Source organism: Thermomonas sp. (assembly GCF_025993755.1).
Lineage (GTDB): Bacteria > Pseudomonadota > Gammaproteobacteria > Xanthomonadales > Xanthomonadaceae > Thermomonas.
The window spans coordinates 28,940-55,530 of record NZ_JAMQHN010000149.1 but is presented as its reverse complement, the minus strand read 5'-3'; the positions used below and the strand labels follow the sequence as shown (position 1 = coordinate 55,530).

Below are 26,591 nucleotides of genomic sequence, written 5' to 3'. Positions count from 1 at the left end.
TTCCGCGAGGAGTTCTCGATCGAGGGGATGCCGGTACTCGTCACCGTGTCCATGGGCATCGCGGTCTCGCCGCGCGACGGCGAGGATATCGACGTGCTGCTCAAGAACGCGGACCTGGCGATGTACAAGGCCAAGGCGATCGGCCGCAACACGTTCTGCTTCTTCGATGCCGGCATGAACGAAAGCGTCGCCGAGCAGCTGCGCATCGCGGCCGGCCTGCGCACCGCCCTGACCAACGGCGAACTGCAGGTGTATTACCAGCCCCAGCTCGATCTGGCGGGCGAACGGATCGTCGGGGCCGAGGCCCTGTTGCGCTGGCGGCATCCGGAGCAAGGGTTCATCCCGCCTGCCGTCTTCATCCCGATCGCCGAGCGCAGCGGCTTGATCCACGAGATCGGCGATTGGGTCCTCCAGCAGGCCTGCCGCGATGCGCAGCGCTGGCGTGCGGCCGGGCTGGGCGAACTGACGGTGGCGGTCAACGTGTCGCCACTGCAGCTGCGCCGCAACGATTTCGACGTGATGGTGGCCGGCGCGCTTGCTGCCGCCGGACTGTCGGGCAAGGCGCTGGAGCTGGAGCTGACCGAGTCCTCGCTGGTGGCCGACACCCGCGACCTCGCCGAACTGCTGCAGCGGATGACCCGTCGCGGCGTGCGGATCGCCATCGACGACTTCGGGACCGGTTATTCCAACCTCGGCTACCTGCGCCGACTGGCCGTGCATCGGCTCAAGATCGACCGCTCATTCGTCGATGGGATCTGCAACGACCCCAACGACGAGGCGCTGGTGCGCGCGATCATCGAGATGGCGCATTGCCTGGGCCTGACGGTGGTGGCCGAGGGCATCGAGGATGAGGCCACCTTGCAGCGCCTGCGCGATCTGGACTGCCAGACCGGACAGGGCTACCTGTGGTCGCAGGCGGTGCCCAACGAGGCGTTCATCGAGCTGGCGCGGGCGAAGGCGGCCGGGTAGCGAAGGGCGAAACCGACATCCTCAGATCGTGTAGTACAGCTGGTATTCGAGCGGATGCGTCGCGGCGCGGAACGCCGTCACCTCCTTCATCTTCAGCCCGATGTAGGCGTCGATGAAATCGTCGGTGAACACGCCGCCGGCCTTGAGGAAATCGCGGTCGGCGTCGAGCGCCTCCAGCGCCTGGTCCAGCGAGTGGCAGACCGTCGGGAAGTTCTTCTCCTCCTCGGGAGGCAGGTCGTAGAGATCCTTGTCGCTGGCCTCGCCCGGATCGATCCGGTTCTTGATGCCGTCCAGTCCCGCCATCAGCAAGGCGGCGAAGGTCAGGTAGCCGCTGTTCATCGGATCGGGGAAACGCATCTCGATGCGCCGTGCCTTCGGGTTGGAGACGTAGGGAATGCGGCAGGACGCGGAGCGGTTGCTCGCCGAATACGCCAGCATCACCGGCGCTTCGAAACCCGGCACCAGCCGCTTGTAGCTGTTGGTGGTGGCGTTGGCGAAGGCGTTGATCGCGCGCGCGTGCTTGAAGATGCCGCCGATGTACCACAGTGCGGTCTGCGACAGGCCGCCGTAGCCGTCGCCGGAGAACAGGTTGACGCCGCCCTTGGCCAGCGACTGGTGGACGTGCATGCCGCTGCCGTTGTCGCCGACGATGGGTTTGGGCATGAAGGTGGCGGTCTTGCCGTTGCGGTGGGCCACGTTCTTGATGACGTATTTCATCGTCAGCAGGTCGTCGGCCTTCTTCACCAGCGTGTCGAAGCGGGTGCCGATCTCGCACTGGCCGGCGTTGGCGACTTCATGGTGGTGGACCTCCACTTCGATGCCGACTTTTTCCAGCGTCTTGCACATCTCGGCGCGCAAGTCGTGCAGCGAATCCAGCGGCGCCACCGGGAAATAACCGCCCTTGACCATCGGACGGTAGCCGCTGTTGCCGCCGGCGTATTCGCGCGCCGAATTCCAGTGCGCCTCCTCCGAATCGATCTGGAAGAAGGTGTGCCCCATCTCGTTGGCGAAACGCACCGAGTCGAAGATGAAGAACTCCGGCTCCGGGCCGAAGAAGGCCTGCTCGGCGATCCCGCTGGATTTCAGGAAGGCCTCGGCGCGGCGCGCCACGCCGCGCGGATCGCGGGTGTAGGCCTGCATGGTGGCCGGGTCCAGGATGTCGCACACCAGCACCAGCGTGGGATCGGCGGTGAACGGGTCGACATAGGCGGTGGAGGCGTCCGGCAACAGCACCATGTCCGAGTTCTGGATGCCGCGCCAGCCCCCGATCGAACTGCCGTCGAACATCCGTCCGTCCTCGAACAGGCTGGCGTCGACGATCGAGGCCGGGAAGGTGACGTGGTGCTGCACGCCGCGCATGTCGGCAAAACGCAGATCGACGAATTCGATCTTGTGGGTCTTGAGCAGGGATTCGATGTGGTCGAGGGACATGGGCGGGGCTCTGGCTGGGTAGGCGGAGAATTCAAAGCATCTTCCATGCCAAATTCCACCTGGCTGATTTACAACAAGAAAACTGTCAAGTGATTTTAAAAATGCACTGAAAATGCGCGATTTCATTATTAAATGCACATATATTGTGCATGCGGAATCAGGTAATCTTGCGTCTGCGCCTTCCGGTCCCGGTCCCCTGAATGAACGATCTCCTCGCCGCGCTACTGCTGGGCATCATCGAAGGCATCACCGAATTCCTGCCGATCTCCAGCACCGGGCATCTGCTGATCGCCGAACGCTGGCTGGGCGCGCGCAGCGAACTGTTCAACATCGCCATCCAGGCTGGCGCGATCGTGGCGGTGGTGCTGATTTACCGCGTGCGGCTGTGGACGATGCTGCTGGCCTTCCTCGGGCGCGGCCCGGCGCCGGAGGCTGCGGCTGCGGACGCGCGTGCTGCCGACGCCAGTCCGGCATCGGCACGCGGCTATGCGTGGAAGCTGATCGCCGCGTTCCTGACCACCGCCGTGCTCGGCCTGCTGGTGAAGAAGCTGGGCTGGGAACTGCCCGATCAAATACGCCCGGTGGCGTGGGCGCTGGTGATCGGTGCGCTGTGGATGATCGCGGCGGAATACCTCGCGGCGCGACGCGCGGCGCGCGACGGCGAGCGCACTGCCGTGAGCTGGACCATCGCGATCCTGGTCGGCATCGCGCAGGTCGTGGCCGGCGTCTTTCCCGGCACCTCGCGCAGCGCGACCACCATCTTCATCGCCCTGCTGGCGGGCACCACCAGCCGGGTCGCCGCCACCGAATTCGCCTTCCTCGTCGGCATCCCCACCATGTTCGCCGCCACCGGCTATGAGCTGCTGTCGCTGGCCCGTCATGGCCAGATCGGCAACGAGGACTGGGCCGCGCTGGGCGTGGCCTTCGCCGCCGCGCTGGCAACCGCGTTCGTTGCCGTGAAGTGGCTGCTGCGCTACATCCAGAGCCACCGCTTCACCTGGTTTGCGGTCTATCGCATCGCCTTCGGGCTGGCCCTGTTGCTGTGGTTGCCGTCGGGCTCGTGATTCGGGGGGAACCGGCGCAAACACAAAGCAAAAGCCCGCATTGCTGCGGGCTTTCGGGGAAAGGCGGAATCGGGATGACGGGATCGGGATGAGCCGGCGAACCGCGCACGGGGCGCGGCGCCATCGCATCACTTGATCTTGCCTTCCTTGTACATCACGTGCTTGCGAACGACGGGGTCGTACTTGCTGACCTCCATCTTGTTCGGGGTGTTCTTCTTGTTCTTGTCGGTCGTGTAGAAATGCCCGGTGCCGGCCGAGGAAATCAGACGGATCTTGTCGCGCTTGCTGGCCATGATTCAGTCCTCCTCAGACCTTCTCGCCCTGCTTGCGCAGGTCGGCGAGGACGGCGTCGATGCCGTTCTTGTCGATGGTGCGCAGCGCGGCATTGGAAACACGGAGCTTGACCCAACGGTTCTCCGAGGCGACCCAGAAACGGCGCTCGTGGAGGTTGGGCTGGAAGCGACGACGCGTCTTGCGATTGGAATGCGAGACGTTGTTGCCGGTCGTCGTGCGCTTGCCGGTGACTTGGCAGACTTTGGACACTGGGCACCTCGATTGGTGTGTGGTTGTCGCCCGTAGCCCGGGTGACGGCGGCCCCGCTGACGACAGCGGGAAGGCGCTGCAGGAAGCAGCGAGCCGCGCATTATGGATGAATTTTCCTTGCAATGCAAAAAGTTGGCACCGGCCGCGGGTCAGCCGCCGGAAGCCCCTCAGCCGTTGCCCTCGGTATTCCTGTTCCGCACCCAGCCCACGATCACGGCGAAAATCACCAGATGCACGGCGGCGGACGCAAGGCGTCCGGCGGCGACATCGTCGACCGGGCCGGGCCAGGCTTGCGAGAGCGCCGAACCGGCGAAGTTCCAGCCCCAGTGCAGGCCCACGGCGGCCCACAGCGAGCGGAAGCGGTAGGCTGCGGCGGCATAGGCCAGGCCGAGGCAGAACAGGCGCAGCTGTTCGGTCAGGCCCCAGTCGAAGCGCCACATGTGGTTGGCGGTATAGAGCAGTGCCGAGGCCAGCACGTAGGCCCAGAAACCCAGTGGCTTCGGGGTGAAGTGCAACAGAAACCCGCGGGTGAGGATGTCCTCGGCCAGCGACGGAATGAAGGTGGTCAGAGCCAGCAGGCCCAGTGCCGACAGTGGAAGCGCCTCCATCGGGACGAGGCGTTCGATGCCCAACCCCAGCGTCACGGCTTCCGCGGCGAATTTCGCCAGGATCGCAAGCGCCAGTCCGCCGACCAGCAGGCCAGGCCAGCGCGCGCGCACCAGCCCGAACGCGTGAAAGCCGCTGCCGTCGATCCAGCGCCCGACCGGCCATGCCAGCAGCAACGCCAGTAGCATCAACGCCGGCCCCAGCGGGTTGCCGGGCGCGAACACGGTTTGCAGGCCTTCCGATGCCTGATAGACGACCAGCAGCAGCAGGAAACCTGGCAGCACGCGTTTGTTCATCGCTCTTCCCCGGGAACCGTCATTTCGCCTGCTGTGCCGTCACCCACGCCCGCACCTGCGCCTCCAGCACCGGCAGGGGCACCGAGCCTTGCGCCAGCACGACGTCGTGGAAGGCGCGGACGTCGAACTTCGGGCCTAGCGCGGCTTCGGCCTCGCGGCGCAGGCGGCGCAGGGTCAGCTCGCCGAGCTTGTAGGACAGGGCCTGCCCGGGCCAGCTGATGTAGCGGTCGACTTCGGTTTCGACTTCGTGTTCGGACAGCGCGGTATTGCCTTTCAGGTAGTCGATCGCCTGCTGCCTAGTCCAGCCCATGTGGTGGAGGCCGGTGTCGATCACCAGCCGGCAGGCGCGCCACATCGAGTAGGTCAGGTAGCCGAATTCCTCGTACGGGGTCTCGTAGACCTCCATTTCCTTGCCCAGCCATTCGCTGTACAGGCCCCAGCCCTCGCCGTAGGCGCTGATGTACTCCTTGCGAAAGCCCGGCAGCGCGCCCTGTTCCAGCACCAGCGACTGCTGCAGAGAATGACCGGGGGCGGACTCGTGCAGGGTCAGCGCCGGCAGGTTGTAGAGCGGGCGGCTGGGCAGGTCCCAGGTGTTGACCCAGTAGGTGTCGGCGCCGCCGCGGCCGGCGGTCCAGTACGGGGCGATGGCCGGCGGCACCGGCTTGATGGTGAAGCGCCCGCGCGGCAGGGTGCCGATGATCTTGCCGATCTCGCCATCGACCCGCTTGCTGATCCACGCCGCGCGGTCGAGTAGTTCCTGCGGCGTCTTGGCGTAGAACTGCGGGTCGGTGCGCAGGAAGTGCAGGAAGTCGGCGAAGCGTGTCTGCGGTGAACGGCCCTGGAAGTCGAGCCTTTCGATGATGGCGTCCATCTCGGCGCGGGTGGCGGCCACTTCGCGCAGGCCGATGGCGTGGATCTCGTCCGGCGTCAGGTCGAGGGTGGTGTAGGCGCGGATCTGCTCGCGGTACCAGGCCACGCCGTCGGGCATCGCTTCGGCCGCCAGGGTGGTGCGCGCATGGGGGACGTACTCATCGCGGAAGAAGCGCAGCAGGGTCTTGTAGGCGGGGATCACCGCATCGCGGATCGCGGCGCGGCCCTCGGCGCGCAGGGCTTCCTGCTCGGCGGCCGGGATGGTGGCGGGCATCGTCTTGTACGGTGCCCACAGCGCGGAGGCTTCCGGATCGGTCAGCTCGGCGGTCATCGCGATCGAGCCGTCGCGTCCGGCCAGCACCACGCGCGGCACCGAGAAGCCGCGCGCCAGGCCGGCGCGCATGTTGGCGATCTGCTGCTCGAAATGGCGTGGCACGTCGCGCAGGCGGGAGGCATAGGCACGATAGGCGTCGGCGTCGGGCAGCGCGACGTCGGCCATGTAATCGAGGTTGGACCAGAACGCGCTGTCGGAATTGAACGGCATTTCGTAGTCGCGGAAGCGCAGCGCGGCGACCTTGTGTTCGATCTGCGGGCGATAGACCGCGTAGTTGACCTGCTGCGCCGGGGACAGCGTGCGCGGATCGATGCCGTCGAGCCGGGTCAGCACGCCTTGCAGATAGGCCAGCCGCGCCGCCTGCGCCTGCGGGCCGACGTCGCGCAGCTGCCGATCCATCGTTCCGAGGCTGTCGTCGCTGTCTTCGCCCCAGTCGACGGGCTGGGCGCGCCGCCACGCCCACTCGTCTTCGTAGATCGCGCGGAAAGCGGCATCGGCGCTGTCTGTTGCGGCATCGGGGGTGGGCATGGGCGGTGGCGTCCAGGCGGGAGCGGCGGCGGGCGACAGCACAAGCGCGAGCAGGCCCGCGGCAAACAGGAGTTTCACGAAAACGCTCCGGGTACGAGGCAGGCGGAGCGTAGCACCGCGGCGCCGGTCAATAGCCGGCGCGCTCGCCGTTCCAGCCGCGGTGGCGGATGTCCAGATACAGGCTGTAGGCGGCGGTGAACGCCGGGAACAGGTTCTGCAGGATGCCCACCGCGTCGTTCTTGCCGAACACGAAGTAGGCCAGCGTCATCAGGCTGCCGACGATGCTCATGTACCAGAACAGGCGCGGGATCACCGGCTTGCCGTGGCGCCGGCTGGCGAGGAACTGCACCAGCCAGCGGCTGCCGAACATCAGCGCTCCGGTCAGGCCGATCAGCTTCCACGGCGTCATGTGGATGCCGGTCCAGGCCAGCACGGCGATCGGCGCATCCATGATGCCGGGCGGCGCGAGCATCACGGCACCAATTCCTCGGTCGCGGTGACGCGGTTGCGCGCGATCAGCCACGACACTCCGAGCAGATCGCGAATGCCGACGAGGGCGCGGCCGAGGTTGTTGTATTTCGAAACCCCGGACGTGCGATGGCGGTGGTTGACCGGCACGCTGACGGTCTGCCAGCCGGCGCGCTGCATCAGCGCCGGGAGATAGCGGTGCATGTGGTCGAAATACGGCAGGTCGAGGAAGGCGTCGCGCTCGAACAGCTTGATGCCGCAGCCGGTGTCCGGGGTGGCGTCGCGCAGCAGCCGGGCGCGGATGGCGTTGGCCCATTTCGAGGCCCAGCGCTTGCTGCCGGAGTCCTGGCGGTGCACCCGCCAGCCGGCGAACAGCTTCACGTCGGGCGCGGCGGCATCGCGTTGTTCGAGCAGCTTCGGGATGTCGGCCGGATCGTTCTGGCCGTCGCCGTCGAGGGTGGCGATCCACGGCGCGCGCGCGGCCTTGACGCCGTTGCGTACGGCGGTGCTCTGGCCGGCGTTGGCCAGGTGACGGACGACGCGCAGCTCCGGCGTGACGGCCTGCAACTCGCGCAGCCGCGCGAGCGTGGCGTCGCGCGAGGCGTCATCGACGTAGACGATCTCGAAGGCAATGCGCCCACGCAGCGCGGCGAGAATCTCCGCAACCAGCGGCGCGACGTTGCCTTCCTCGTTGCACACCGGCACCACCACCGCGAGCTGCACGTCCGCGTTCATGCTCTCAGCGATTCCGGCGCAGCCGCTCCAGCACACCGTCGAGGGCGTCGAGGCTGGCGTAGTGGATCACCAGCTTGCCCCTGTTGCCGCGCCCGTTGAGGACGTTGACCTTGCTGCCCAGCGTTTCCGACAGCTCGCGCTCGAGCGCGGCGATGTCGGCCTGCGGCGCGCGCGATTTCGGCGCGGCCTTCTTCGGCGGCGTCGGCAACTTGCCGGCGGCCAGCTCCTGCACGCGGTATTCCACCTGGCGCACCGACCAGCCTTCGGCAGCGGCCTGTTTCGCCAGCGCCACCGCCATGGGTTCCGCCAACGGCAGCAGGGCGCGGGCGTGGCCCATTTCGATGGCGCCCTCGCGCACCAGGGTGCGCACGGCTTCCGGCAGTTCCAGCAGGCGCAGCAGGTTGCTCACCGCAGCGCGCGAACGGCCCACGGTTTCGGCGGCGGCGGCGTGGGTGAGGTCGAATTCGTCGATCAGGCGCTGCAGCGCCTGCGCCTCTTCCAGCGGGTTGAGGTCTTCGCGCTGGATGTTTTCGATCAGGGCGATCGCGACCACGGTCCGGTCGTCGACTTCGCGCACCACCGCCGGCACTTCGCGCAGCCCGGCGCGCTGCGAGGCGCGCCAGCGGCGCTCGCCGGCGATGATCTCGTAGGTGCGCTTGCCCTTGCCGTCAGAGCCGACGCGCTCGCGCACCACGATGGGCTGGATCACGCCCTGCGCCTTGATCGAGGCGGTCAGTTCTTCCAGCTTGGCGTCGTTCATCGTGCGCCGCGGCTGGTATTTGCCGGGCACCATCGCGTCCACCGGCAGGGTGCGCAGAGCATCGCCCGGCTGGGCTTCCAGCGCCGGTGCGGCGATCTTGCCGCCCAGCAGCGCTTCCAGCCCGCGCCCGAGTCCGCGCTTCTTCGCCGCGCCTTTGCCCTGCGCCGTGTCGGCCGTCATGCCGTCTTCTCCTTCGCTGCCTGCGTGCGCTCGCGCTGGCGGCGCAACACTTCCCCTGCCAGCCCAAGATACGCGATTCCGCCGCGGCTGGACTTGTCGTAGTTCACGATGCTGCGCCCGTGGCTGGGCGCTTCGGCCAGCCGCACGTTGCGCGGGATGATGGTGCGGAACACCAGCTCGCCGAAATGCCGGGTCAATTCCGCCGACACCGCGTTGGCCAGGTTGTTGCGGATGTCGAACATGGTGCGCAGCACGCCCTCAATCTCCAGTCCGGGGTTGAGCCGGCCCTTGAGCGCGTCGATGGTCTGCAGCAGCGCGCTCAGGCCCTCCAGCGCGTAATACTCGCACTGCATCGGCACCAGCACCGAATCGGCGGCGGTCAGCGCGTTGAGCGTCAGCAGCGACAGCGCCGGCGGGCAGTCGATGAGGATGAAGTCGTACTTGTTGCGGGAGATTTCCAGGGCGTGCTTCAGCCGCAGTTCGCGATGATCCAGGTCCATCAGCTGGATCTCGGCGGCGGTCAGGTCGATATTGCCCGGCAGCAGGTCGTAGCCTTCCTCGGTGTGGACGATGGCCTTGGCGATCGGCACTTCGCCCAGCAGGACGTCGGTGGCCGAGGCGTCGAGTTCGCGCTTGTCGATCCCGCTGCCCATGGTGGCATTGCCCTGCGGATCGAGATCGACCAGCAGCACCCGCTGCGGCGTGCGCGCCAGCGCCGCGGCGAGGTTGACGGTGGTGGTGGTCTTGCCGACCCCGCCCTTCTGGTTGGCGATGGCGATGATGCGGGCCATGCGGCTGCGTTTCCTGGGGGATGGCCGCAGCCGGAACGGCGCGGGAACCGCTGATTATGCCGCAAGCCCGGCCCGGGCGATGTCCAGCAGGTGGCGCTGGCCATTCAGCCCCGGCACCCGCAGCGGATGGATGGCACGCACGCGCCAGTCCGCGGGCAGGGTGGCGATTTCGGTTTCGAAGTCGGCGCCCTTCATCGCCAGCAACCGCCCCTCGGGCTTGAGCAGGTGGCCTCCCAGTTCGAGGATCAGCGGCAGGGTTGCCAGCGCGCGCGCGGTGATGGCGTCGAACGGTTGCGCCGGCGCGAGCGCTTCGATCCGGCCCTCGAACACGGCGGCGTTGGGCAAGCCGAGCCGGCGCACCGCCTCGCGCAGGAAGCGCGCCTTCTTGCCGTTGCTCTCCACCAGCGTCACCTGCAGCGACGGCAGCGCGATCGCCAGCGGAATGCCCGGCAACCCCGGCCCGGTGCCGAGATCGGCAAGCGTCGCGATCTCGCGCAGGAACGGCGCGATCGCCAGCGAGTCGAGCAGGTGCTTGGTCAGCATTTCGCGCGGGGCGCGGATCGCCGTCAGGTTGTAGGTCGCGTTCCAGCGCGCGAGCAGCGCGAGGTAGTCGAGCAGCGGCGCGGCCAGCGTCGGGGCGAGGGCAAGTTGCGCCAGGCCGGATTCAAGCTCGGGGCGCAGGGAGGCGACGTCGTCGGACATGGGCGAAGTATGAACGCTTCGCGGCGGCGGTTTGCGCGTGGCGTGGGCCGATCCTGCCGGAACGGCGCAGCCACGCAGGGTTCATGCCGCACTCGATAGGATGGAAAGGCAGGTCGGGCGGCTCGCAATCGGTGCGATACGTGTTGGCCCAATCCATCGCGACAGGAGTTGAAACCATGCACGTCATCATCTGGTTGATCATCGGCGGCATCATCGGCTGGCTGGCCAGCATCGTCATGAAGACGAACGCACAGCAGGGCATCGTCCTCAACGTCGTGGTCGGCATCGTCGGCTCGTGGATCGGCGGCTGGCTGATCGCGCCGGTGATCGGCGGCAGCGGCATGATGGCTTACGTGTCGGCATTCATCGGCGCGGTCGTCCTGCTCGGGATCGCCAATCTGTTCCGGCGCGGCCGGGTGCGCTGAGGGTCGTTGCCTCAGGCGATGGCGAGATCGACCCACGCCGGCGTGTGGTCGCTGGGGCGCTCCCGCGTGCGCGGGGTCTTGTCGATGCCGGCATCCCGCACCGCGTCTTTCAGAACAGTCGACACCAGCGTCAAGTCGATGCGCAGCCCGAGGTTGCGGCGGAATGCCGCCTGCCGGTAATCCCACCAGCTGTAATGTTCGGCCGCATCGACCCGTAGCCGGAACGCATCGTGCAGGCCCAGCGCGAGCAGGCGCTTCAGCGCCGCGCGCTCGGCGGTGGAGGTGAGGATGTGGTCGTCGTTCCAGGTGGCCGGGTCGTGCACGTCGCGGTCGTCCGGCGCGATGTTGAAGTCGCCCAGCACCACCAGCCTTGGATGTCTTTGCAGTTCATCGGCCAGCCAGCCGTGCACGGCATCGAGCCAGCGCAGCTTGTAGTCGTACTTGTCGGTGCCGACGTCCTGGCCGTTGACCACGTACAGATTGACGATGCGGATCGCCTGTTCCGGATCCGGCGATCCGGAAGCGCCCACCGTCGCCGCGATCGCCCGCGCCTGCGGATCCTCGAATCCCGGAATCCCCGCCTGAGTGTCCACGGGCGCCTGCCCGCGTGCCAGGATCGCCACCCCGTTGTAGGTCTTCTGCCCGTGGAACACGCTGCGATACCCCAGCTCCGCCAGCGCATCGTCGGGGAAGCGGTGATCCTCCAGCTTGGTTTCCTGCAAGCCCACCACGTCCGGAGTGAACTCCCGCAGCCATTGCAGCAGATGCGGCAGCCGCGCGTTGAGGGAGTTGACGTTCCAGGTCGCGATTTTCATGGGGCAGGTCCTGCGGATTGCACGCTATGCGTCGCGGTTGAGCAGGGCCAGATAGCCCGCGTAGGTGTAGAACTTGCCGTATTTACGCTCGTCGCCGGGGGCAACGATACCAAGCTCACCAAGCGCGCCGAACATCTTCTGCGCGGTGTGGAAACTCATGCCGGTGGCGGCAACCACGGCCGGTGCGGTGGTGATCGGGTGGCGTTGCAGGTGATCGAGCACGCGCAAGGCGGAAGTGGCGGTGCGCCCCAAACCGCGCGCCTGCTGCTGGTGCTGGGCAAACATGGCCAGCAAACGCTGCGCGGTCTCCACGGCGCCCGTGGCCACCTCAATCACGCCTTCAAGGAAGAACGCGATCCATTCCTCCCAGTCGCCTTGGTTGCGCACCGATTGCAGGAGCTCGTAATAGCGGCTGCGGTGCTGCTTGAAGTACAGCGAGAGGTACAGCAAGGGCTGCTGCAACACGCCTTCGGCATGCAGCAGGAAGACGATGAGCAGGCGGCCGAGGCGACCGTTGCCGTCCAGGAACGGATGGATGGTTTCGAACTGCACATGCGCCAGCGCGGCGCGGATCAGCACCGGCGTGGCCACCGGCTGGCCGTGCAGGAAGCGCTCCAGCGCGCCCATGCAGTCCAGCAGGAGATCGGGCGGTGGCGGTACATGGCGGGCGTTGCCGGGGCGGGTGCCGCCGATCCAGTTCTGGCTGCGGCGAAACTCGCCAGGTGCCTTGGCGGCGCCGCGTCCGTCGCGCAGAAGCACGGCGTGGATTTCCCGGATCAGCCTCAGCGAGATCGGGAAACCTTCGCGCATGCGGGCGATGCCCAATTCCAGCGCGGCGACGTAGTTGGAAACCTCGCGCACGTCGTCCAGCGGCACACCGGGGCTGCCTTCGGACTCGAACAACAGCAGGTCGGACAACGAAGACTGCGTGCCCTCGATCTGCGAGGACAGCACGGCTTCCTTGCGGACATAGGAGTAAAGAAACACCTGGGGATCGGGCAGCAGGGTGGCCAGCGCATCCAGACGCCCCAAGGCCAGGGCGGCGTCCTGCGCCAGCGATTGCAGGCGCTCGTCCAGTTGCAGGGGCGGCTCGGGTGGCAGAGGGCGGGGCACGAAGGCCCGACAGGCTTCACCCAGCGTGGAAATGGGAACGTAGTGACCGGTGAGCCCGCGTTTCATGTTCGGCAATCTGCAATTTCGGTCGCTAGAATTGCATTTATTGAATGTAAATGCAATTCTCAGGTCGGAAATTGCATGTCGTGTATCAATTTGCCGCCCTTTTGATCATTCCCCCGAAAGCTGCCGGTGCGGCTTGAGCGAAGGCCCAGCCCCCAGCCCTGCGTCCGCCGCGTCGCCGTCCGCACGCTTTTTCGAGTGTTGCGCCAACGCCCACTGCACGTGTTCGCGCACCACCGGCGAGGGATCGTCGGCGCGGGACTGCAGCGCGGCCACGACCTCGGGCGTGTGCCTGGCGTTGCCCAGCGCGATCGCGATGTTGCGCAGCCAGCTCTCGTAACCGGCGCGGCGGATCGCCATGCCTTCGGTCATTTCGAGATAGGTCGCCTCGTCCCATGCGAACAGTTCGACCAGCCTGGCGTGGTCGAGCCGGTGGCGCGGGGCGAAGTCGGCCTCGACCGTCACCTTGGCGAACTTGTTCCATGGGCAGACCAGCTGGCAGTCGTCGCAGCCGAAGATGCGGTTGCCCATCAGCGGGCGCAGTTCCTCGTCGATCGAACCCTTGTGCTCGATGGTGAGGTAGGTGATGCAGCGGCGGGCGTCGAGCTTGTAGGGCGCGATGATCGCGCCGGTCGGGCAGACGTCGATGCAGCGGGTGCAGCTGCCGCAGTAGTCCTCGACCGGCGCATCGACCGGCAGCGGCAGGTCGGTGAGAATTTCGCCGAGGAAGAAATACGAGCCGCCGGTGCGCGAGAGGGTGAGCGTGTGCTTTCCGCGCCAGCCGAGGCCGGCCTTCTGCGCCAGCGGTTTTTCCATGATCGGAGCGGAATCGCAGAACACGCGGTAGCCGAACGCGCCGACTTCGGACTGGATGCGGTCGGCGAATTTCTGCAGCCGGCGGCGGATCAGCTTGTGATAGTCGCGGCCCAGCGCGTAGCGCGAGATGTAGGCCAGGGCGTCGTCGTTCAGCACGTCCCAGCTTTGCCTGATGTCCTGCTGGGCATAGTCCATGCGCACGCTGATGACGCGCAGGGTGCCCGGATGCAGATCTTCCGGATGGGTGCGCATGTGGGCGCGCTCGGCCAGCCAGCGCATGTTGCCGTGGTGGCCGGCGTCGAGGTATTCCTGCAGTCCTTCGGCGGCCTCGCGCAGGTCGATGTCGGCGATGCCGATGTCGGCAAACCCGAAGTCGCGCGCCCAGCGCTTGATGTCGGCGGCGAGTGCGGCGTAGTCGATCGGTGCCGGAGAGTCAGGCATGGCGACAGTCTATGACAATGCCGATCAAGTCCATCCTGGCCTTGATCGGCAGTCGCACGTCCGGCACAGGTCCGGACGTGCTCGCGGGCAATGCCGGAAAAGCCCGGCAGTCCGTCCGACGCGCCTACTTGCCGTCGCCGGCATCCAGCTGTGCCGCCACGAACGCGGCCAGCGCGGCGTTGACCTCGTCGGATGTCACGCCGTCGCCGAGGCGGAAATCGCTTTCGGCATCGCCGATCTCGCCATGCCGGATCGCCGCCACCCGCACGCCGGCGTCACGCGGAGAGTCGAAGCCCACGCTCTGCAGCAGCACGCGTTCGCCCAGCACCAGCTTGAAATAGAACTTGCCGTCGGCCTCGCGGTACTGCTTGATGGCAGGCAGCGCGGCGGTCTCCTTCCTCGCGCTCGGCGCGCGCGCGGTGGACGCGCCGGTGGACAGGTCGCGCAGCCCCACCGCCTCGCGCAGGCGCGCCAGCGTCGGTGTGGCGTGGGTTTCGCGCAGGCGTGCGGCACCCCGGCGCAGGAGCGCCTCGATCTCGGCGGGTCTGGCCATCAGCGCCTCGTACTTCTCGCGCAGCGGTGCCACTTCGCGATCGATGCGCTCGAACAGGACCTGCTTGGCCTCGCCCCAGCCGATGCCGTCGGCAAAGGCCTGCGCGAAGGCGCGGGTTTCCTCGGGCGTGGCGAAGGCCTGGTAGATCTGGAACAGTGCCGAGCCTTCGGTGTCCTTGGGCTGGCCCGGCGCCCGCGAGTCGGTGACGATGCTCGCGATCAGCTTCTTCAACTCCGCCCGCGGTGCGAACAGCGGGATGGTGTTGTCGTAGCTCTTGCTCATCTTGCGGCCGTCGAGCCCCGGCAGAGTGGCCACGTTTTCGTCGATCACCGCCTCGGGCAGCACGAAGTGCTCGCCGTAGAGATGGTTGAAGCGCTGCGCGAAGTCGCGCGCCATCTCGATGTGCTGCACCTGGTCGCGCCCCACCGGCACCTTGTCGGCGTTGAAGATCAGGATGTCGGCCGCCATCAGCACCGGGTACATGAACAGCCCGGCGTTGATGCCCGCATCGTCGTCCTCGCCCTCGGCGCGGTTGCGGTCCACCGCCGCCTTGTAGGCGTGGGCGCGGTTGAGCAGGCCCTTGCCCGCCACGCAGGTCAGGAACCAGGTCAGCTCGGGGATCTCGGGGATGTCGCTTTGCCGGTAGAACCAGATGCTGTCCGCATCCAGACCGCAGGCCAGCCAGGTCGCGGCGATCTCCAGCGTGCTGCGCTGCACTCGCGCCGGATCGCCGCACTTCACCAGCGCGTGCAGGTCGGCCAGGAAGTAGAAGTTTTCCTCGTCGCGCGCGTGCGCACTGGCCAGCGCGGGACGGATGGCGCCGACGTAGTTGCCCAGGTGCGGCGTGCCCGAAGTGGTGATGCCGGTAAGGACGCGGGGGGGGTGCGTGGCCAAGACGTGATTCCGAATCGCGGACGAACGCCATCTTAAGGCAACGCTGAAAAAGTCAGCGTTGCCTGCGGCACATGGACGTGCCTCAAGGCAACGCCGGCAGGATCAACGCCGCCTGAACAGGCGCTGCCCCGGCGGCATCTGCGAGGCAACCCCGTTCCGGACCGTGGTGCGTTGACGTGTATGAAGCGCGATCCCCGCGCTCCGGAGACCGCCATGATCCGCACCGCCCTGACCGCACTTGCTCTCGCGCTTGCCACCGCGACCGCGACTTCCATGCCCGCCCAGGCCGACGTCCTGTGCCGTAGCGAGGGTCACACCTATATCCGGCGCCCCGACTGCGCGCCGATCCCGCCGCGCAGCGCCCAGCCGGTGCAGATCGATCTGGTCGATCGCGACAGCGGGCAGGTCCTGCCCGAATACCGCCACCGCGGCCAGGACTGGGTGCCCGGCACGCCGGGCCATCGCTACGCGGTGCGCCTGACCAATACCACCGGCGGGCGCGTGCTGGTTGTATTGTCGGTCGATGGCGTCAATGCCGTCACCGGCCAGACCGCCGCGCCGTCGCAGGCCGGCTATGTGCTCGACCCGTGGGAAACGGCGGAAATCGCCGGCTGGCGCAAGTCGCTGGACGACATCGCCCAGTTCGTGTTCACCGACCTGCAGGACAGCTACGCCGCCCGCACCGGCCGTCCGGACAACGTCGGCGTGGTGGGCATCGCGGTGTTCCGCGAGCGCAGCTACCGACCGCCGCTGCGCCAGGCGCCGATCGCCGGCGCCGATGCCGCGCGCGCCCGTCCGGCGCCGCCGCCTTCCGCAAGTGCGGGCACCGGCGACCGCCGCGCCATGGAGGCCGAGGCCGCGCCGCAGCAGCTGGGCACCGGCCACGGCCAGCGCGAATGGTCGCCGATCGGCCAGACCGAGTTCACCCGCGCCAGCGCGCAGCCGGCGCAGGTCAGCCAGTTGCGTTACGACAGCACCCGCGCGCTGGTGGCGCTGGGCGTGATCCCGCGCCGCGACTGGCGTCGCGGCGACCGCCGCCCGGACGCGTTCCCGAACGACTTCGTGCCCGACCCGCCGGCGGGATGGTGAAACAGGCCGTGGCGGCGTGGATCGAGGCGCGACGGATTACTTCGCCGCGCCTTCGATCTTCTCGCCGGCCCGCTTGATGTCCTTGCCGGCGCCGGCAATGGTGTTGCAGGCGGCCAGAAAGCCCATGCACATCAGCGCGATTACCGCCGTCTTCGCCAGATTCTTCATGCCTCGATCCTCGTTGGATGGACTGCGCCGGACTTCCGTCCGGCCTTTCCCCTGCCGGCAATGGTAATTCAGCCGGCTGAACCTCCGGTATCGTCGTCGTGGCGTCTTGGAATCACGGTGATGTGCCCGTTGGTTTCCAGCAGGGCCAGACCGACTTGATCCGTCCGGGTGACGTTGCCCATCCGCAGCGCCTCCTGGAAGTCGCGTTCGCTGACCAGTTCCCGGCGCAGGACGTTGTCGAACACCTTGCCGTTGCGGGCCAGCACCACCGGCTCGCCTTCCACCAGCCGTTCCACGCGGCGGCTGCGCGAGGTCGCGAAGGCGACGCCGTAGTTCAGCACGATCAGGGTGGTGGCCATGATCGCCGCGCCGGTCAGCGAGTTGTCGCCGCCGTTGATGCCGTTTTGCACCGCGTTGCCGATCAGGATCAGCAGCACCAGATCCAGCGGCGTCAACTGGCCGATCGCGCGTTTTCCCGAAGCGCGCACCAGCAGCATGACCATCAGGTAGATGACGCTCGCGCGCAGCACGAAAACCCACCACGGCGCGGACAATTCGAACAGGGCTTGCATCGGAACCTCCGGGGATCGCGCGAACGCCCGCCACTGTCGGCGCATTTGCGGGGCCGGTAAAGGCGGGCGGGGGAAACGCCGGAAGGCCGGCCTGGTGCCTTAGTTCGCCGGCACGGTGCGCGGCAGGGCCCAGGCGCGCAGCGCTTCGACCTGCTCGGCCATCAGCACCGACAGCGGGCGGGTGTCGCGAATGGCCTGCAGCAGCGCGGCCGTGTCCAGCCCGGTTTCGTCGGCGTGGACGGTGTAGAGCGCGCTGACGATCGCCTGCTCGATTTCGGCGCCGGAGAAGCCCTCGGCGGCGGCGGCCAGCGCCGCCAGGTCGATGCCCTCGCGCGGCAGCTTGCGGCGATCCAGGTGCAGGGCGAAGATCTGTTCGCGGGTGGCGGCGTCTGGAAGGTCGACGAAGAAGATTTCGTCGAAGCGGCCCTTGCGCAGCAGTTCGGCCGGAAGCTGCTGGACCTGGTTGGCGGTGGCGACCAGGAAAACGCGCGAGGTGCGCTCGGCCATCCAGGTCAGCAGGTAGCCCAGCACGCGTCGCGACAGGCCGCCGTCGGTTTCGCCGGAGTCGGTGGCCAGGCATTTCTCGATTTCATCGATCCACAGCACGCAGGGCGCGAGCTGTTCGACCGAGGCCAGCGCCTCGCGCAGGTTCTTCTCGGTTTCGCCCTGGTACTTGTCGTACAGGGTGCCGAAGTCCAGCCGCACCAGCGGCACCCCGAAGCCGCCCGAGATGGCCTTGGCCACCAGCGATTTTCCGCAGCCCTGCACGCCCAGCAGCAGGAGGCCCTTGGGCGGCTCCAGCCCGGGCGGGGGCGGATCCTGGACGAACACCGGACGACGCTGCTCGACCCAGCGCTTGAGCCGCTGCGCGCCGCCGACGTCGGCAAAGCGGGCGGTGTCGTATTCGTAATGCAGGTGGCCGCTCTTGTTGAGCAGTTCGAACTTCAGCCGGTCGAGTTCGGGCAGGTCGTGCGGGCCGAGCGCGCCGTCGCGCCAGATCAGGTGGCGGGCGATCCGGCGCGCGTCGGTCATGCTCAGGCCATGCAGGTTGCGCACGATCTGCCGGGCGGCGTCCGGATCGACTTCGACCCGCCGTCCGCCGTTCTGGCGTGCGTAGTCGACGGCTTCCTCCCGGACCATCTTCAGCAGGTCGCTGGCGTCCGGAAGCTGCAGCGAAAAGCGCACCGCGAAGGGTTCGAGCGCCGCCGGCAGCTCGACCCTGGCGCCGGCCAGCACGATCACGTGCGGCTGGCAGTCGCGGCGTTCGATCAGGTCGCGCAAGGCGCGCTGATAGCTGGCGTAGCCGAGGTAGGGGGTGGCGTCGAGCAGGACATAGATGCCGCGCTGGCCGGCGGCGCGGATCTCCTGCAGGGTGGCGCTCAGGTCGGGCGCGATCCCGCTGGCTTCCTCGCTGTCTATGTCGATCCGGCGCAGGCCCTCGGTCACGCTCCAGCGCCACAGCGCGCGCCAGGCGTGCATCAGCGACTGCCGGAACAGGTCCATCACCCGCGCCTCGTCGGGGGTCTCGATGACCAGCAGCGGAGTGTTCGCGCGGATCAGCGCGACGAGGTCTTGCAGCTCGCTCATGCCGCAACGATAGCGGCCTGCCCGGGATGCCACAATCAAGGGATGGAACCGACAGGCCCGGACGCTCTCGACGCCCACGCGCAGCGCGCACTGCAGCGCCTGCGGGCGGCCGGCTGCGCGGTTCCGACCGACGCGGAGCCGGCACTGACGCGGTTGGCGCTGGCCAGCGACTTCGCGATCGACACGCTGGTTTCGCAACCCGAGCTGCTGCCGCGCCTGCTGGCCGATGCGACGACGGTGTTGCCGGTGCCGACGCTGGAGGCCGACGATCGCGATGCGTGGGCGCGGCGCCTGCGTCGCCATCGCCATGCCGAATCCACCCGGCTGGTGTGGCGCGATGTGGTCGACGGCGCGCCGGTCGGGGAAATCCTTGCCGGAAGCACGGCGCTGGCCGAGGCCTGCCTGCAGTTGGCGCTGGCGGCGCTGGAAACCGAATTCGCGCAGCGCTACGGGCAGGTGCGCGACGGCGCGGGCCAGGCGCAGCGGCTGGTGGTGTTCGGGCTCGGCAAGCTCGGCGGGCGCGAGCTGAACTTCAGCTCCGACATCGACCTCGTGTACGCCTACGAAAACGAAGGCGAGTCCGATGGCGCACGCACGCTCGCCGCGCAGGAGTATTTCGCGAGGCTGGGGCAGCAGTTGGCCAGGCTGCTGGACGAGGTGACCGTCGATGGTTTCTGCCATCGCGTCGACCTGCGGCTGCGGCCGTTCGGCAGCGCCGGGCGGGTGGCGCTGTCGTTTGCCGCGATGGAGCAGTACTTCCAGCGCGAGGGCCGCGACTGGGAGCGCTACGCCTGGCAGAAGGCGCGGCCGGTGGCCGGTGATGCCGAGGCCGGCATGCGCTTGCTCGAAACGCTGCGCCCGTTCGTCTATCGGCGCTATCTCGACTATGGCGCGCTCGACGGACTGCGTACGATGAAGGCGATGATCGCCGCCGAGGTCGCACGCAAGGACCGGGCCGACGACATCAAGCGCGGGCCGGGCGGCATCCGCGAAATCGAGTTTCTCGCCCAGGCGCTGCAGCTGATTCGCGGCGGACGCGAGCCGGCGCTGCGGAGGCGCAACCTGCTGGTCGCGCTGCGGGCGTTGGTGGATGCACGCCATATCGAGGCGGACGCCGGGGCGGCGCTGGGCGAGGCCTACCGTTTCCTGCGGCAGCTGGAAAACCGCCTGCAGATGCTGGGCGATGCCCAGACCCATGCACTGCCGGAGGATCCGCTGGCGCGGGCGCGCATTGCGGCGGGTCTTGGCCTGTGCGACTGGACGCTGCTGGAGCAGCGGCTCGCGACGCACCGCACGCGGGTGTCCGCGGAGTTTTCCGCGCTGCTGGCGCCGCGCCAGCGTGGCCAGGCCGACACCGGCGGCCTCGCCGCCTATTGGCGCGCGCTGCCGGATGCGGGCGCGGCGGATACGCTTGCAGGGGCAGGCTTCGATGACGCCGCTGCGCTGCACGTCAGCCTGTGCGACTTCGCGCGCACGCCGGGCGTACGCGAACTGTCGGATGCCGCGCGTGCGCGCCTCGACCGCGTGCTGCCGGCGCTGCTGCAACATGCCGCCGCCTCCGCGCAGCCGGGCGCGGTGCTGCGGCGGGTGCTGCCGCTGCTGCACACCCTCCTGCGCCGCGCCAGTTATCTGGCGCTGCTGGACGAACAGCCGGCGGCGCTGGCGCGACTGGCCGACACGCTGGCGCGCAGCGCGCTGCTGGGCGAACGGCTGGCGGCGCATCCGCTGCTGCTGGACGAACTGCTGGACGTGCGCGTGAGCGGCGAACTGCCGGAGCGTGCGGAGATCCTTTCGCAGTGCCGCGGGGCGTTGCGGGACAACGACGTCGAGGCGGCGCTGGACGCCCTCAACGAAGTGCGTCAGGCGCTGAGTTTCCGCTTCGCGCTGGCGCTGCTGGATGCGCGCATGACCGCGGAGGATTGCGCGCGCCGGCTGGCGTGGCTGGCCGAGGCGGTGGTGGCCTGCGTGCTGGAGCTGGCCGATGGCGAGCTGCGCGCCGCCCATGGCAGCATCGCCGAGGGGCGTTTCGCCGTGCTTGGCTACGGCACGCTCGGCGGCGAGGAACTGGGCTTCGGCTCCGACCTCGACCTCGTGTTCCTGTTCGACGCGCCGCTGGACGCGGTTTCGGACGGAGCGCGGCCGCTGGACGCGCCGCGCTGGTACGCGCGGCTGGGCCAGAAGATCGTGTCCCTGCTCGGCGTGCCCACCAGCGCCGGCCGGCTGTTCGATGTCGACGTGCGGCTGCGCCCGGACGGCGCCAAAGGCCTGCTGGTGTCGACCCTGGCCAGCTTCACCGATTACCAGCACCAGCGTGCCTGGACCTGGGAGCACCAAGCGCTGGTGCGGGCGCGCGGGATCGCCGGCGATGCCGGATTGCTGGCCGCATTCGAGGCGGTGCGTGCCGAGGTCCTGGCGCTGCCACGCGATGCCGAAAAATTGCGGGCCGATGTTGCAGGGATGCGCGCCAGGATGCGCGCCGAACTGGATCGCAGCGATGACGCCCTGTTCGACCTCAAGCAGGGCGAGGGCGGGCTGGTCGATCTGGAGTTCCTGCTGCAAAGTCTCGTGCTGCGCGATGCCGCCACGCATCCCGATCTGTTGCGGCCGCGCGCCACGCCATCGCTGCTGGCAGCCGCGCGGAAAGCGGGTTGCCTGGATGTCGCCACCTACGCCGCGCTGGCGCAGGCGCATGCCGACCTGCTGGATGCCGGCCTGCGCTGCACCCTCGATCGCCGCCCGCGCCGCGCCGCCCGCGATGCGCGCATCGAGGGCGCCCGTGCTGCGATTCGCACGGCAGAGCGCGCGCAGGGGCTGATGTTCTAATGGGCGTGCCCAGTGGCAAATATTCCTGTTGTTTCGCGTGCTGCCCGGACTCCCGGCCCTTTCCGCGAATGTCCCCCGACGGCGACTTCACCGCCGTCTCCTCCTTGATTTCGCGGAAAGGGCCGGGAATCCGGGTCGCTTCGTGCAGTTTTGCATCGTGCGTGAAACGCAGGCCGATGGTTGAATGTCAATAATGGCGTCAGGGGCAGTTTCGATTGTCCCCGGCGCCATTATCCAGAGAGGGCCAACCGCATGCGTTTCGCCATCGCCGTTTCCATCGCCCTCGCCGCCGCGCTGTCCGCCCGGACGGCGGCTGCGGCGGAGATCGATGACGTCAATGCCGCATTCTTCGCGACCTACAGCACCCAGTGCGACCTGTTCCTCGAAGACGGCGGGCCGGCCTATCCGCCGGATGTCTATTCCTTCACCTATCGCAGCGCGTGGAAGGCCGAGGGCGATCCGCCCGGCGAGCTGCGCCTCTATCGGTATCGCTGCCGGATCGGGGCTTACAACGTCGGGCACGTGTTTTTTTCCGTGACCGAAGACGGCATCGTGCCGCTGCAATTTGCGGTGCCGGTCTATCGGGTGATCTACGAAGGCAGTGCGAACACGCCGGCCAGCGACACGACGCCGGTCCGGGAGATCGTCATCCAGGGGTTCGGCACGGTGTTCCGGCTGAGCAATACCGAGGTCGATGCGGCAACCGGAACGATCCGCAGCATCGCCTGGGGGCGTGGCATCGGCGATGTCTCAAGCACGGGCGAATACCGGCTGATCGGGGGCGAATACGGGCTGGTGACTTATGACGTTGATCCGACCTATGACGGCAAGGTCAATCCGTTGCGGATCTGGGATAAAAACGGTGCCAGAGGCAATGATTGATCCGGCCCGCAAACCGTCGCTGTCGTAGAAGCAATAATTGTCTCCGGTACCGTTATTGCGATGCAGAGGTCCTCGTCCCCCTCGCAGATGGGGGATTGCGCGCCCCTTGCGGCGGGATCAGCATGGCAACCGTCGGCGTGAGTTTCCATGTCCCCACACAGCATTCAGAGACCATCATGACGAAGTACACGATAACGACAACGGCCCTTGTCTTGTTGCTCTGTTCCATCCCCGCCCGCGCCGAGGTCAAGACGGATGCAGCCGGAATAGCGCGTTGTCGTGCTGTCCTGGCGGTAGCCATGGAGCGCTATGACCGCATGGAAGCGGTCTATTTGCAAAAAGAAAAGGAAGCAGGGGCAAACCCGCCGCCGGAGGTTCGATCCAGACTTGAGCGGATGGACAAGACGCTTGTTGACGTGAAGGGATGGATCATGTCGGCAAGCCTGCGTTATGGAGCGGACATGCCGCCGGAGGCCGACATCGCGGCGCAGCGTGGCCTTGATCTGGGTAGCGTCATTCGTGAACTTAGGGCGTGTCTTTGATCGCGCATCAAGCCTGAAGTCCATCGCAAGCCCGTGTCATGCGAGCAGCCTCGCCCGCACCGCGTCCGCGATTCGGGCGGTTTCGCGCAGCGGTTCGACGTCGAACCGTTCCGGCGCGTCGTCAAGTGCGCGGGCGCGACCGCTGGCCAGCAGCGTGTCGATGAGGTGGCGGGGGCGACCGACGACCGTCCCGGGCGACCACAGGTAGAGCGGCGCCCAGGTTGCGGCCGCTTCGCTGAGCATGTTGACGGAATCGGGCGTGCAGATGAGGCGGTCGGCGTAGGCCAGCAGTCCGGCGTAGGGATTGGCGCCGTCGCCGGTGTCGCGCCAGCGCACGCCGGGCAGGTCGGTTGCGGTCTCGTACAACGCCTGCCGCCATGTCGGCGGCGTGCGGCGGGAGGCAATCATGCTCAGGCTGCCGGCTTCGGCGCGGGTGCATTCGGCCACCTGCCGGAGCAAGCCGATGAATGCCGGAAGCTCGAACGGTGCGTGTCGGGTCGGGCCGCCGACCAATACCACATTGTGCGGTTCCGGCAGCAGCGCCAGCGATGGGAAGGCCGACAGCGCGCGCATCAGGTAATCGTCGTCGATCGGGTGCAGGCTTCCGCGCAGGGTCAGGACATTTTCCCCGCGCAGGGCGTCGTGTTCCGGTACGATCACGAGGTTCCACAGCCGTGGATCGAGTCGCGGATCGAGAATCTGCACGGCCTGCGCACCGCGTTCGCGCAACAGGCGGGTGGCCAGCGCGGCCTGGCGGCCGCAGCCGATCGCGACCTGCGGCGGCTGCGTCAGATGTACGTCGAATGCGGTGCCGAAGGGGTGTCGCAGGTGCGGCCAGCGACGCGGCGCGAACACCCGCGCCAGCAGGTCGGGCTGCAGCACGCATTCGGCGACCCGGCTCGACAGCGCGTGCGCCAGCGCCATGGATTGGCGCGCATTGCCGGCGCGACCGTCGTGGCAGGCGGTCAGGCGCTGTCGATCAATTGTTGCAAAAACGGGCATATCCGTTCCGGAATTACTTGATTGCAGACGTAAACAGAACGATACACTACGCTCAATTCCCGTCCAACCCAGCGATGATGCCATGCACGAGCCCCTTGCCGAACCCGCCCTCGACCAACTCTTCCGCACTGCCCGTACCTACAACGCGTTCAGCGGCGAGGTGTCCGACGACACCCTGCGCACGCTCTACGATTTGCTCAAGTTCGGGCCGACCGAAGCCAACACCACGCCTGCGCGCTTCGTGTTCGTGAAGTCGCCCGAGGCCAAGGCCAAGCTCGGTCCGGCGCTGTCGGAAGGCAACTACAAGAAGACCATGGCCGCGCCGTGCGTGGCCATCGTCGGCTACGACCTGAAGTTCTACGACAAGCTGCCGGTGCTGTTCCCGCACACCGATGCCAAGGCGTGGTTCGAGCACCGCGAGCCGGACAACCTGGCCTGGGTGGCGATGCGCAGCAGCGCCCTGCAGACCGCCTACCTGATCCTCGCCGCGCGTTCGCTGGGGCTGGACTGCGGGCCGATGTCGGGGTTCGACAACGCCAAGGTCGATGCCGCGTTCTTCGCCGGCACCTCGATCCGTTCCAACATCCTGGTCAACCTGGGCGTTGGCGATCCGGCCAGCATCTACCCGCGTTCGCCGCGGCTCGGTTTCGACGAGGCCTGCCGCATCGAATGAACATAGGCGGGCCCGCGCCCGCTCCACAACACCGAAACGCATTCGCGTCTACATTCCGCCCACTTTGTCGCACGCCGCGGACGACCCGCAGGAGCCACCCATGAACATGATCCGCACGCTGCCGCTGAGCGCGGCCCTCGCCCTTGTCCTGGCCGCCTGCAGCCAGCCGGCCGCGCCCGCGGCCGAAGCGCCCGCTGCCGCGCCGGTTGCGGCCGAGGCCGCTGCGCCAGCGACACCCGCCGTGGCCGAGATCAAGCCGGCCGCCGGCAGCTACCGGCTCGATCCCGATCACACCGGCGTGCTGGCGCAGTGGAGCCATTTCGGCTTCTCGCAGCCGAGCGCGCATTTCCGCATCGGCGCCGGCACCCTGGTCTGGAACGCCGACGACCCGAGTCGGTCCACCGTCGAGGTGACGCTGCCGATCGCTTCGATCGACACGTTTGTTCCGGCCCTTGACGAACACCTGAAGCAGGCCGATTTCTTCGACATCGCCAAGTATCCGAACGCCACCTTCAAGAGCACCCGCGTGCAGGCGGCAGGGCCGAACCGGTACACCGTGGTCGGCGATCTGACGATCAAGGACAAGACCCATCCCGTCACCCTGACCGTCACCCTCAACGGCGCCGGCAAGCACGCCATGTCCGGCCTGGAGTCGATCGGATTCTCCGCGACAGGGCAGATCAAGCGCAGCGACTTCGGCGTCGATGCGTTCACGCCCAGCGTCAGCGATGCAGTGGAACTTCGCATCACGGCGGAAGGCTCGATTCCCGGCGCGCCGGAGTCGGCGCAGGACGCCGGCGCCGCGGCACACCCGTGAGCCCGACATGATCATTGAACGTCCGGCCGCCGCGCGCGGCGTCGTCAAGCTGGGCTGGCTGCACAGTCGCCACACCTTCTCGTTCGGGCACTACCACGACCCGGACTGGATGGGCTTCGGCCTGCTGCGCGTCATCAACGACGACACCGTGGCGCCGGGCGGCGGCTTCGCGCCGCATCGCCATGCCAACATGGAAATCCTCAGCGTCGTGCTGGACGGCGCGCTGGCGCACGCGGACAGCGCCGGCCACAAGGGCGTGATCCGTCCCGGCGACGTGCAGTGGATGAGCGCCGGCCACGGCATCGAGCACAGCGAGTTCAACGATTCGCAGACCGAGCCGGTGCATTTCCTGCAGATCTGGATCCAGACCGATCGGCTGAACGCGCCACCGGCCTACGCCCAGAAGCACTTCGCGTTCGACGCGCGGCGCGCGCGCTGGGCGCTGCTGGCCAGTCCCGACGGCGCCGACGGCTCGCTGGCGATCCGCCAGCAGGCGCGGCTGTGGGCAACGCGGCTGGAGGCAGGCGATGCGGTGCAGCGGGAGCTTGTCGCGGACCGTCGCTACTGGCTGCACGTTGCCCGCGGTGAGGCGAGCCTCGACGGGCGGATGCTGGGCGCGGGCGATGCCCTCGGCTTCGTCGGGGAATCCGGAGTGCTGGCCCTTGCCGGCCGCGCGGCGACCACCGACGTGCTGCTGTTCGAGCTGCCTTGAGGCAGAGCGCTCCCGCGATTGCCCAAGCGGGCGTTAGCGACTGCGATGGCCATGAAGTAAACTTGCACGGTTCCGCAGGACTGCCGTTTCCATGGCCGATCAGACTTCCACCGCCCCGCTGCCGCCGAATGCCGAGAAGCGTTACGAGGTGCATCGCGCCGACCTGCCGCTGAGCTGCCCGACGCCGTCGATGTCGCTGTGGAATTCGCATCCGCGCGTCTATCTGCCGCTCGAGACCAACGGCGGCAGCGCGCGCTGCCCGTACTGCAGCGCCCTGTACGTGCTGGTGGACTGACGGGACCGCGACCCTTGCGCGCGCGAGGGACG

The 26,591-nt window shown here is 67.8% G+C and carries 29 protein-coding genes; 11 read left to right on the top strand and 18 right to left on the bottom strand.

What is annotated here, in order from left to right; genetic code table 11:
- On the top strand, nucleotides 1-969 hold a 969-nt coding region (locus tag Q0X16_RS10875), incomplete at its 5' end, for a GGDEF domain-containing phosphodiesterase (RefSeq protein ID WP_297834170.1).
- Between the two features lie 21 nt (nucleotides 970-990).
- On the opposite strand, the gene glnA is transcribed toward Q0X16_RS10875, so the two are convergent.
- Nucleotides 991-2,400, bottom strand: coding sequence for a type I glutamate--ammonia ligase (gene glnA / locus Q0X16_RS10870; protein WP_297834167.1), 1,410 nt, complete (start codon nucleotides 2,398-2,400; stop codon nucleotides 991-993).
- 200 nt (nucleotides 2,401-2,600) lie between these two features.
- Between glnA and Q0X16_RS10865 the strand changes: the two genes are divergently transcribed.
- Nucleotides 2,601-3,464, top strand: coding sequence for an undecaprenyl-diphosphate phosphatase (locus tag Q0X16_RS10865; RefSeq protein WP_297834164.1), 864 nt, complete (start codon nucleotides 2,601-2,603; stop codon nucleotides 3,462-3,464).
- 128 nt (nucleotides 3,465-3,592) lie between these two features.
- Here Q0X16_RS10865 and rpmG read toward each other — a convergent pair whose 3' ends face one another.
- From rpmG to rsmG, 9 genes are all read right to left on the bottom strand, one after another.
- On the bottom strand, nucleotides 3,593-3,757 hold the full coding sequence (gene rpmG / locus Q0X16_RS10860) for a 50S ribosomal protein L33 (RefSeq protein ID WP_114960770.1): 165 nt from the start codon (nucleotides 3,755-3,757) through the stop codon (nucleotides 3,593-3,595).
- A 13-nt stretch (nucleotides 3,758-3,770) separates the two neighbouring features.
- Nucleotides 3,771-4,007 carry a 50S ribosomal protein L28 gene (gene rpmB / locus Q0X16_RS10855; protein WP_297171525.1) on the bottom strand — a complete coding sequence of 79 codons (237 nt, stop codon included), beginning with the start codon at nucleotides 4,005-4,007 and terminating at the stop codon, nucleotides 3,771-3,773.
- 167 nt (nucleotides 4,008-4,174) lie between these two features.
- Entirely contained in the window at nucleotides 4,175-4,909 is a 735-nt protein-coding gene (locus tag Q0X16_RS10850) for a CPBP family intramembrane glutamic endopeptidase (protein WP_297834161.1), read from the bottom strand.
- Nucleotides 4,910-4,928: 19 nt separating this feature from the next.
- Nucleotides 4,929-6,719, bottom strand: coding sequence for a DUF885 family protein (locus tag Q0X16_RS10845; RefSeq protein WP_297834158.1), 1,791 nt, complete (start codon nucleotides 6,717-6,719; stop codon nucleotides 4,929-4,931).
- Nucleotides 6,720-6,768: 49 nt separating this feature from the next.
- Nucleotides 6,769-7,092 (bottom strand): lipid-A-disaccharide synthase N-terminal domain-containing protein, encoded by a 324-nt coding sequence (locus Q0X16_RS10840; protein ID WP_297834175.1) that lies wholly within the window; start codon nucleotides 7,090-7,092, stop codon nucleotides 6,769-6,771.
- Between the two features lie 20 nt (nucleotides 7,093-7,112).
- Nucleotides 7,113-7,844: a glycosyltransferase family 2 protein gene (locus Q0X16_RS10835; protein ID WP_297834156.1), complete on the bottom strand. Its 732-nt coding sequence runs from the start codon at nucleotides 7,842-7,844 to the stop codon at nucleotides 7,113-7,115.
- Nucleotides 7,845-7,848: 4 nt separating this feature from the next.
- On the bottom strand, nucleotides 7,849-8,784 hold the full coding sequence (locus Q0X16_RS10830; RefSeq protein WP_297834153.1) for a ParB/RepB/Spo0J family partition protein: 936 nt from the start codon (nucleotides 8,782-8,784) through the stop codon (nucleotides 7,849-7,851).
- A complete protein-coding gene (locus tag Q0X16_RS10825; protein ID WP_297834151.1) occupies nucleotides 8,781-9,575 on the bottom strand; it encodes an AAA family ATPase in 795 nt (264 codons plus the stop codon). The genes Q0X16_RS10830 and Q0X16_RS10825 overlap by 4 nt, the downstream gene beginning before the upstream one ends.
- Nucleotides 9,576-9,629: 54 nt before the next feature.
- A complete protein-coding gene (gene rsmG, locus Q0X16_RS10820) occupies nucleotides 9,630-10,277 on the bottom strand; it encodes a 16S rRNA (guanine(527)-N(7))-methyltransferase RsmG (protein ID WP_297834148.1) in 648 nt (215 codons plus the stop codon).
- Between the two features lie 176 nt (nucleotides 10,278-10,453).
- Between rsmG and Q0X16_RS10815 the strand changes: the two genes are divergently transcribed.
- A complete protein-coding gene (locus Q0X16_RS10815) occupies nucleotides 10,454-10,702 on the top strand; it encodes a GlsB/YeaQ/YmgE family stress response membrane protein (RefSeq protein ID WP_297834147.1) in 249 nt (82 codons plus the stop codon).
- An 11-nt stretch (nucleotides 10,703-10,713) separates the two neighbouring features.
- Here Q0X16_RS10815 and xth read toward each other — a convergent pair whose 3' ends face one another.
- The 4 genes from xth to Q0X16_RS10795 all read right to left on the bottom strand — a co-directional run bounded on the left by xth (nucleotide 10,714) and on the right by Q0X16_RS10795 (nucleotide 15,397).
- On the bottom strand, nucleotides 10,714-11,517 hold the full coding sequence (gene xth / locus Q0X16_RS10810; protein ID WP_297834144.1) for an exodeoxyribonuclease III: 804 nt from the start codon (nucleotides 11,515-11,517) through the stop codon (nucleotides 10,714-10,716).
- Between the two features lie 24 nt (nucleotides 11,518-11,541).
- On the bottom strand, nucleotides 11,542-12,696 hold the full coding sequence (locus tag Q0X16_RS10805) for a Fic family protein (protein ID WP_297834141.1): 1,155 nt from the start codon (nucleotides 12,694-12,696) through the stop codon (nucleotides 11,542-11,544).
- Between the two features lie 105 nt (nucleotides 12,697-12,801).
- Nucleotides 12,802-13,950, bottom strand: coding sequence for a tRNA epoxyqueuosine(34) reductase QueG (gene queG / locus Q0X16_RS10800; RefSeq protein ID WP_297834138.1), 1,149 nt, complete (start codon nucleotides 13,948-13,950; stop codon nucleotides 12,802-12,804).
- 124 nt (nucleotides 13,951-14,074) lie between these two features.
- Nucleotides 14,075-15,397, bottom strand: coding sequence for a tryptophan--tRNA ligase (locus Q0X16_RS10795; protein ID WP_297834135.1), 1,323 nt, complete (start codon nucleotides 15,395-15,397; stop codon nucleotides 14,075-14,077).
- A gap of 213 nt (nucleotides 15,398-15,610) precedes the next feature.
- Between Q0X16_RS10795 and Q0X16_RS10790 the strand changes: the two genes are divergently transcribed.
- On the top strand, nucleotides 15,611-16,486 hold the full coding sequence (locus Q0X16_RS10790) for a hypothetical protein (RefSeq protein WP_297834132.1): 876 nt from the start codon (nucleotides 15,611-15,613) through the stop codon (nucleotides 16,484-16,486).
- A gap of 36 nt (nucleotides 16,487-16,522) precedes the next feature.
- Here the strand turns inward: Q0X16_RS10790 and Q0X16_RS10785 are convergent, their stop codons facing one another.
- The 3 genes from Q0X16_RS10785 to Q0X16_RS10775 all read right to left on the bottom strand — a co-directional run bounded on the left by Q0X16_RS10785 (nucleotide 16,523) and on the right by Q0X16_RS10775 (nucleotide 18,813).
- On the bottom strand, nucleotides 16,523-16,654 hold the full coding sequence (locus tag Q0X16_RS10785) for an entericidin A/B family lipoprotein (RefSeq protein ID WP_297834129.1): 132 nt from the start codon (nucleotides 16,652-16,654) through the stop codon (nucleotides 16,523-16,525).
- 68 nt (nucleotides 16,655-16,722) lie between these two features.
- Nucleotides 16,723-17,226, bottom strand: coding sequence for a YetF domain-containing protein (locus Q0X16_RS10780; protein ID WP_297834127.1), 504 nt, complete (start codon nucleotides 17,224-17,226; stop codon nucleotides 16,723-16,725).
- A gap of 99 nt (nucleotides 17,227-17,325) precedes the next feature.
- Nucleotides 17,326-18,813 (bottom strand): AAA family ATPase, encoded by a 1,488-nt coding sequence (locus Q0X16_RS10775; RefSeq protein ID WP_297834124.1) that lies wholly within the window; start codon nucleotides 18,811-18,813, stop codon nucleotides 17,326-17,328.
- A gap of 42 nt (nucleotides 18,814-18,855) precedes the next feature.
- On the opposite strand from Q0X16_RS10775, the gene glnE reads away from it, so the two are divergent.
- From glnE to Q0X16_RS10760, 3 genes are all read left to right on the top strand, one after another.
- Nucleotides 18,856-21,636, top strand: a complete 2,781-nt coding sequence (glnE, locus tag Q0X16_RS10770; protein WP_297834121.1) for a bifunctional [glutamate--ammonia ligase]-adenylyl-L-tyrosine phosphorylase/[glutamate--ammonia-ligase] adenylyltransferase — start codon at nucleotides 18,856-18,858, stop codon at nucleotides 21,634-21,636.
- A 252-nt stretch (nucleotides 21,637-21,888) separates the two neighbouring features.
- On the top strand, nucleotides 21,889-22,518 hold the full coding sequence (locus Q0X16_RS10765; RefSeq protein ID WP_297834118.1) for a hypothetical protein: 630 nt from the start codon (nucleotides 21,889-21,891) through the stop codon (nucleotides 22,516-22,518).
- A gap of 122 nt (nucleotides 22,519-22,640) precedes the next feature.
- Entirely contained in the window at nucleotides 22,641-23,060 is a 420-nt protein-coding gene (locus Q0X16_RS10760) for a hypothetical protein (protein WP_297834116.1), read from the top strand.
- A 36-nt stretch (nucleotides 23,061-23,096) separates the two neighbouring features.
- On the opposite strand, the gene Q0X16_RS10755 is transcribed toward Q0X16_RS10760, so the two are convergent.
- On the bottom strand, nucleotides 23,097-24,062 hold the full coding sequence (locus tag Q0X16_RS10755; protein ID WP_297834114.1) for a mitochondrial fission ELM1 family protein: 966 nt from the start codon (nucleotides 24,060-24,062) through the stop codon (nucleotides 23,097-23,099).
- 82 nt (nucleotides 24,063-24,144) lie between these two features.
- Here Q0X16_RS10755 and Q0X16_RS10750 point away from each other — a divergent pair, with 82 nt between their 5' ends.
- The 4 genes from Q0X16_RS10750 to Q0X16_RS10735 all read left to right on the top strand — a co-directional run bounded on the left by Q0X16_RS10750 (nucleotide 24,145) and on the right by Q0X16_RS10735 (nucleotide 26,559).
- Nucleotides 24,145-24,735: a malonic semialdehyde reductase gene (locus Q0X16_RS10750; RefSeq protein WP_297834112.1), complete on the top strand. Its 591-nt coding sequence runs from the start codon at nucleotides 24,145-24,147 to the stop codon at nucleotides 24,733-24,735.
- Between the two features lie 100 nt (nucleotides 24,736-24,835).
- The gene (locus Q0X16_RS10745; RefSeq protein WP_297834109.1) at nucleotides 24,836-25,552 is read left to right on the top strand and encodes a YceI family protein; all 717 of its coding nucleotides are present in this window, start codon (nucleotides 24,836-24,838) and stop codon (nucleotides 25,550-25,552) included.
- A 7-nt stretch (nucleotides 25,553-25,559) separates the two neighbouring features.
- Nucleotides 25,560-26,264 carry a pirin family protein gene (locus Q0X16_RS10740; RefSeq protein WP_297834106.1) on the top strand — a complete coding sequence of 235 codons (705 nt, stop codon included), beginning with the start codon at nucleotides 25,560-25,562 and terminating at the stop codon, nucleotides 26,262-26,264.
- A gap of 91 nt (nucleotides 26,265-26,355) precedes the next feature.
- Nucleotides 26,356-26,559 carry a zinc-finger domain-containing protein gene (locus tag Q0X16_RS10735; protein ID WP_297834104.1) on the top strand — a complete coding sequence of 68 codons (204 nt, stop codon included), beginning with the start codon at nucleotides 26,356-26,358 and terminating at the stop codon, nucleotides 26,557-26,559.
- The last annotated feature ends 32 nt before the right edge of the window (nucleotides 26,560-26,591 follow it).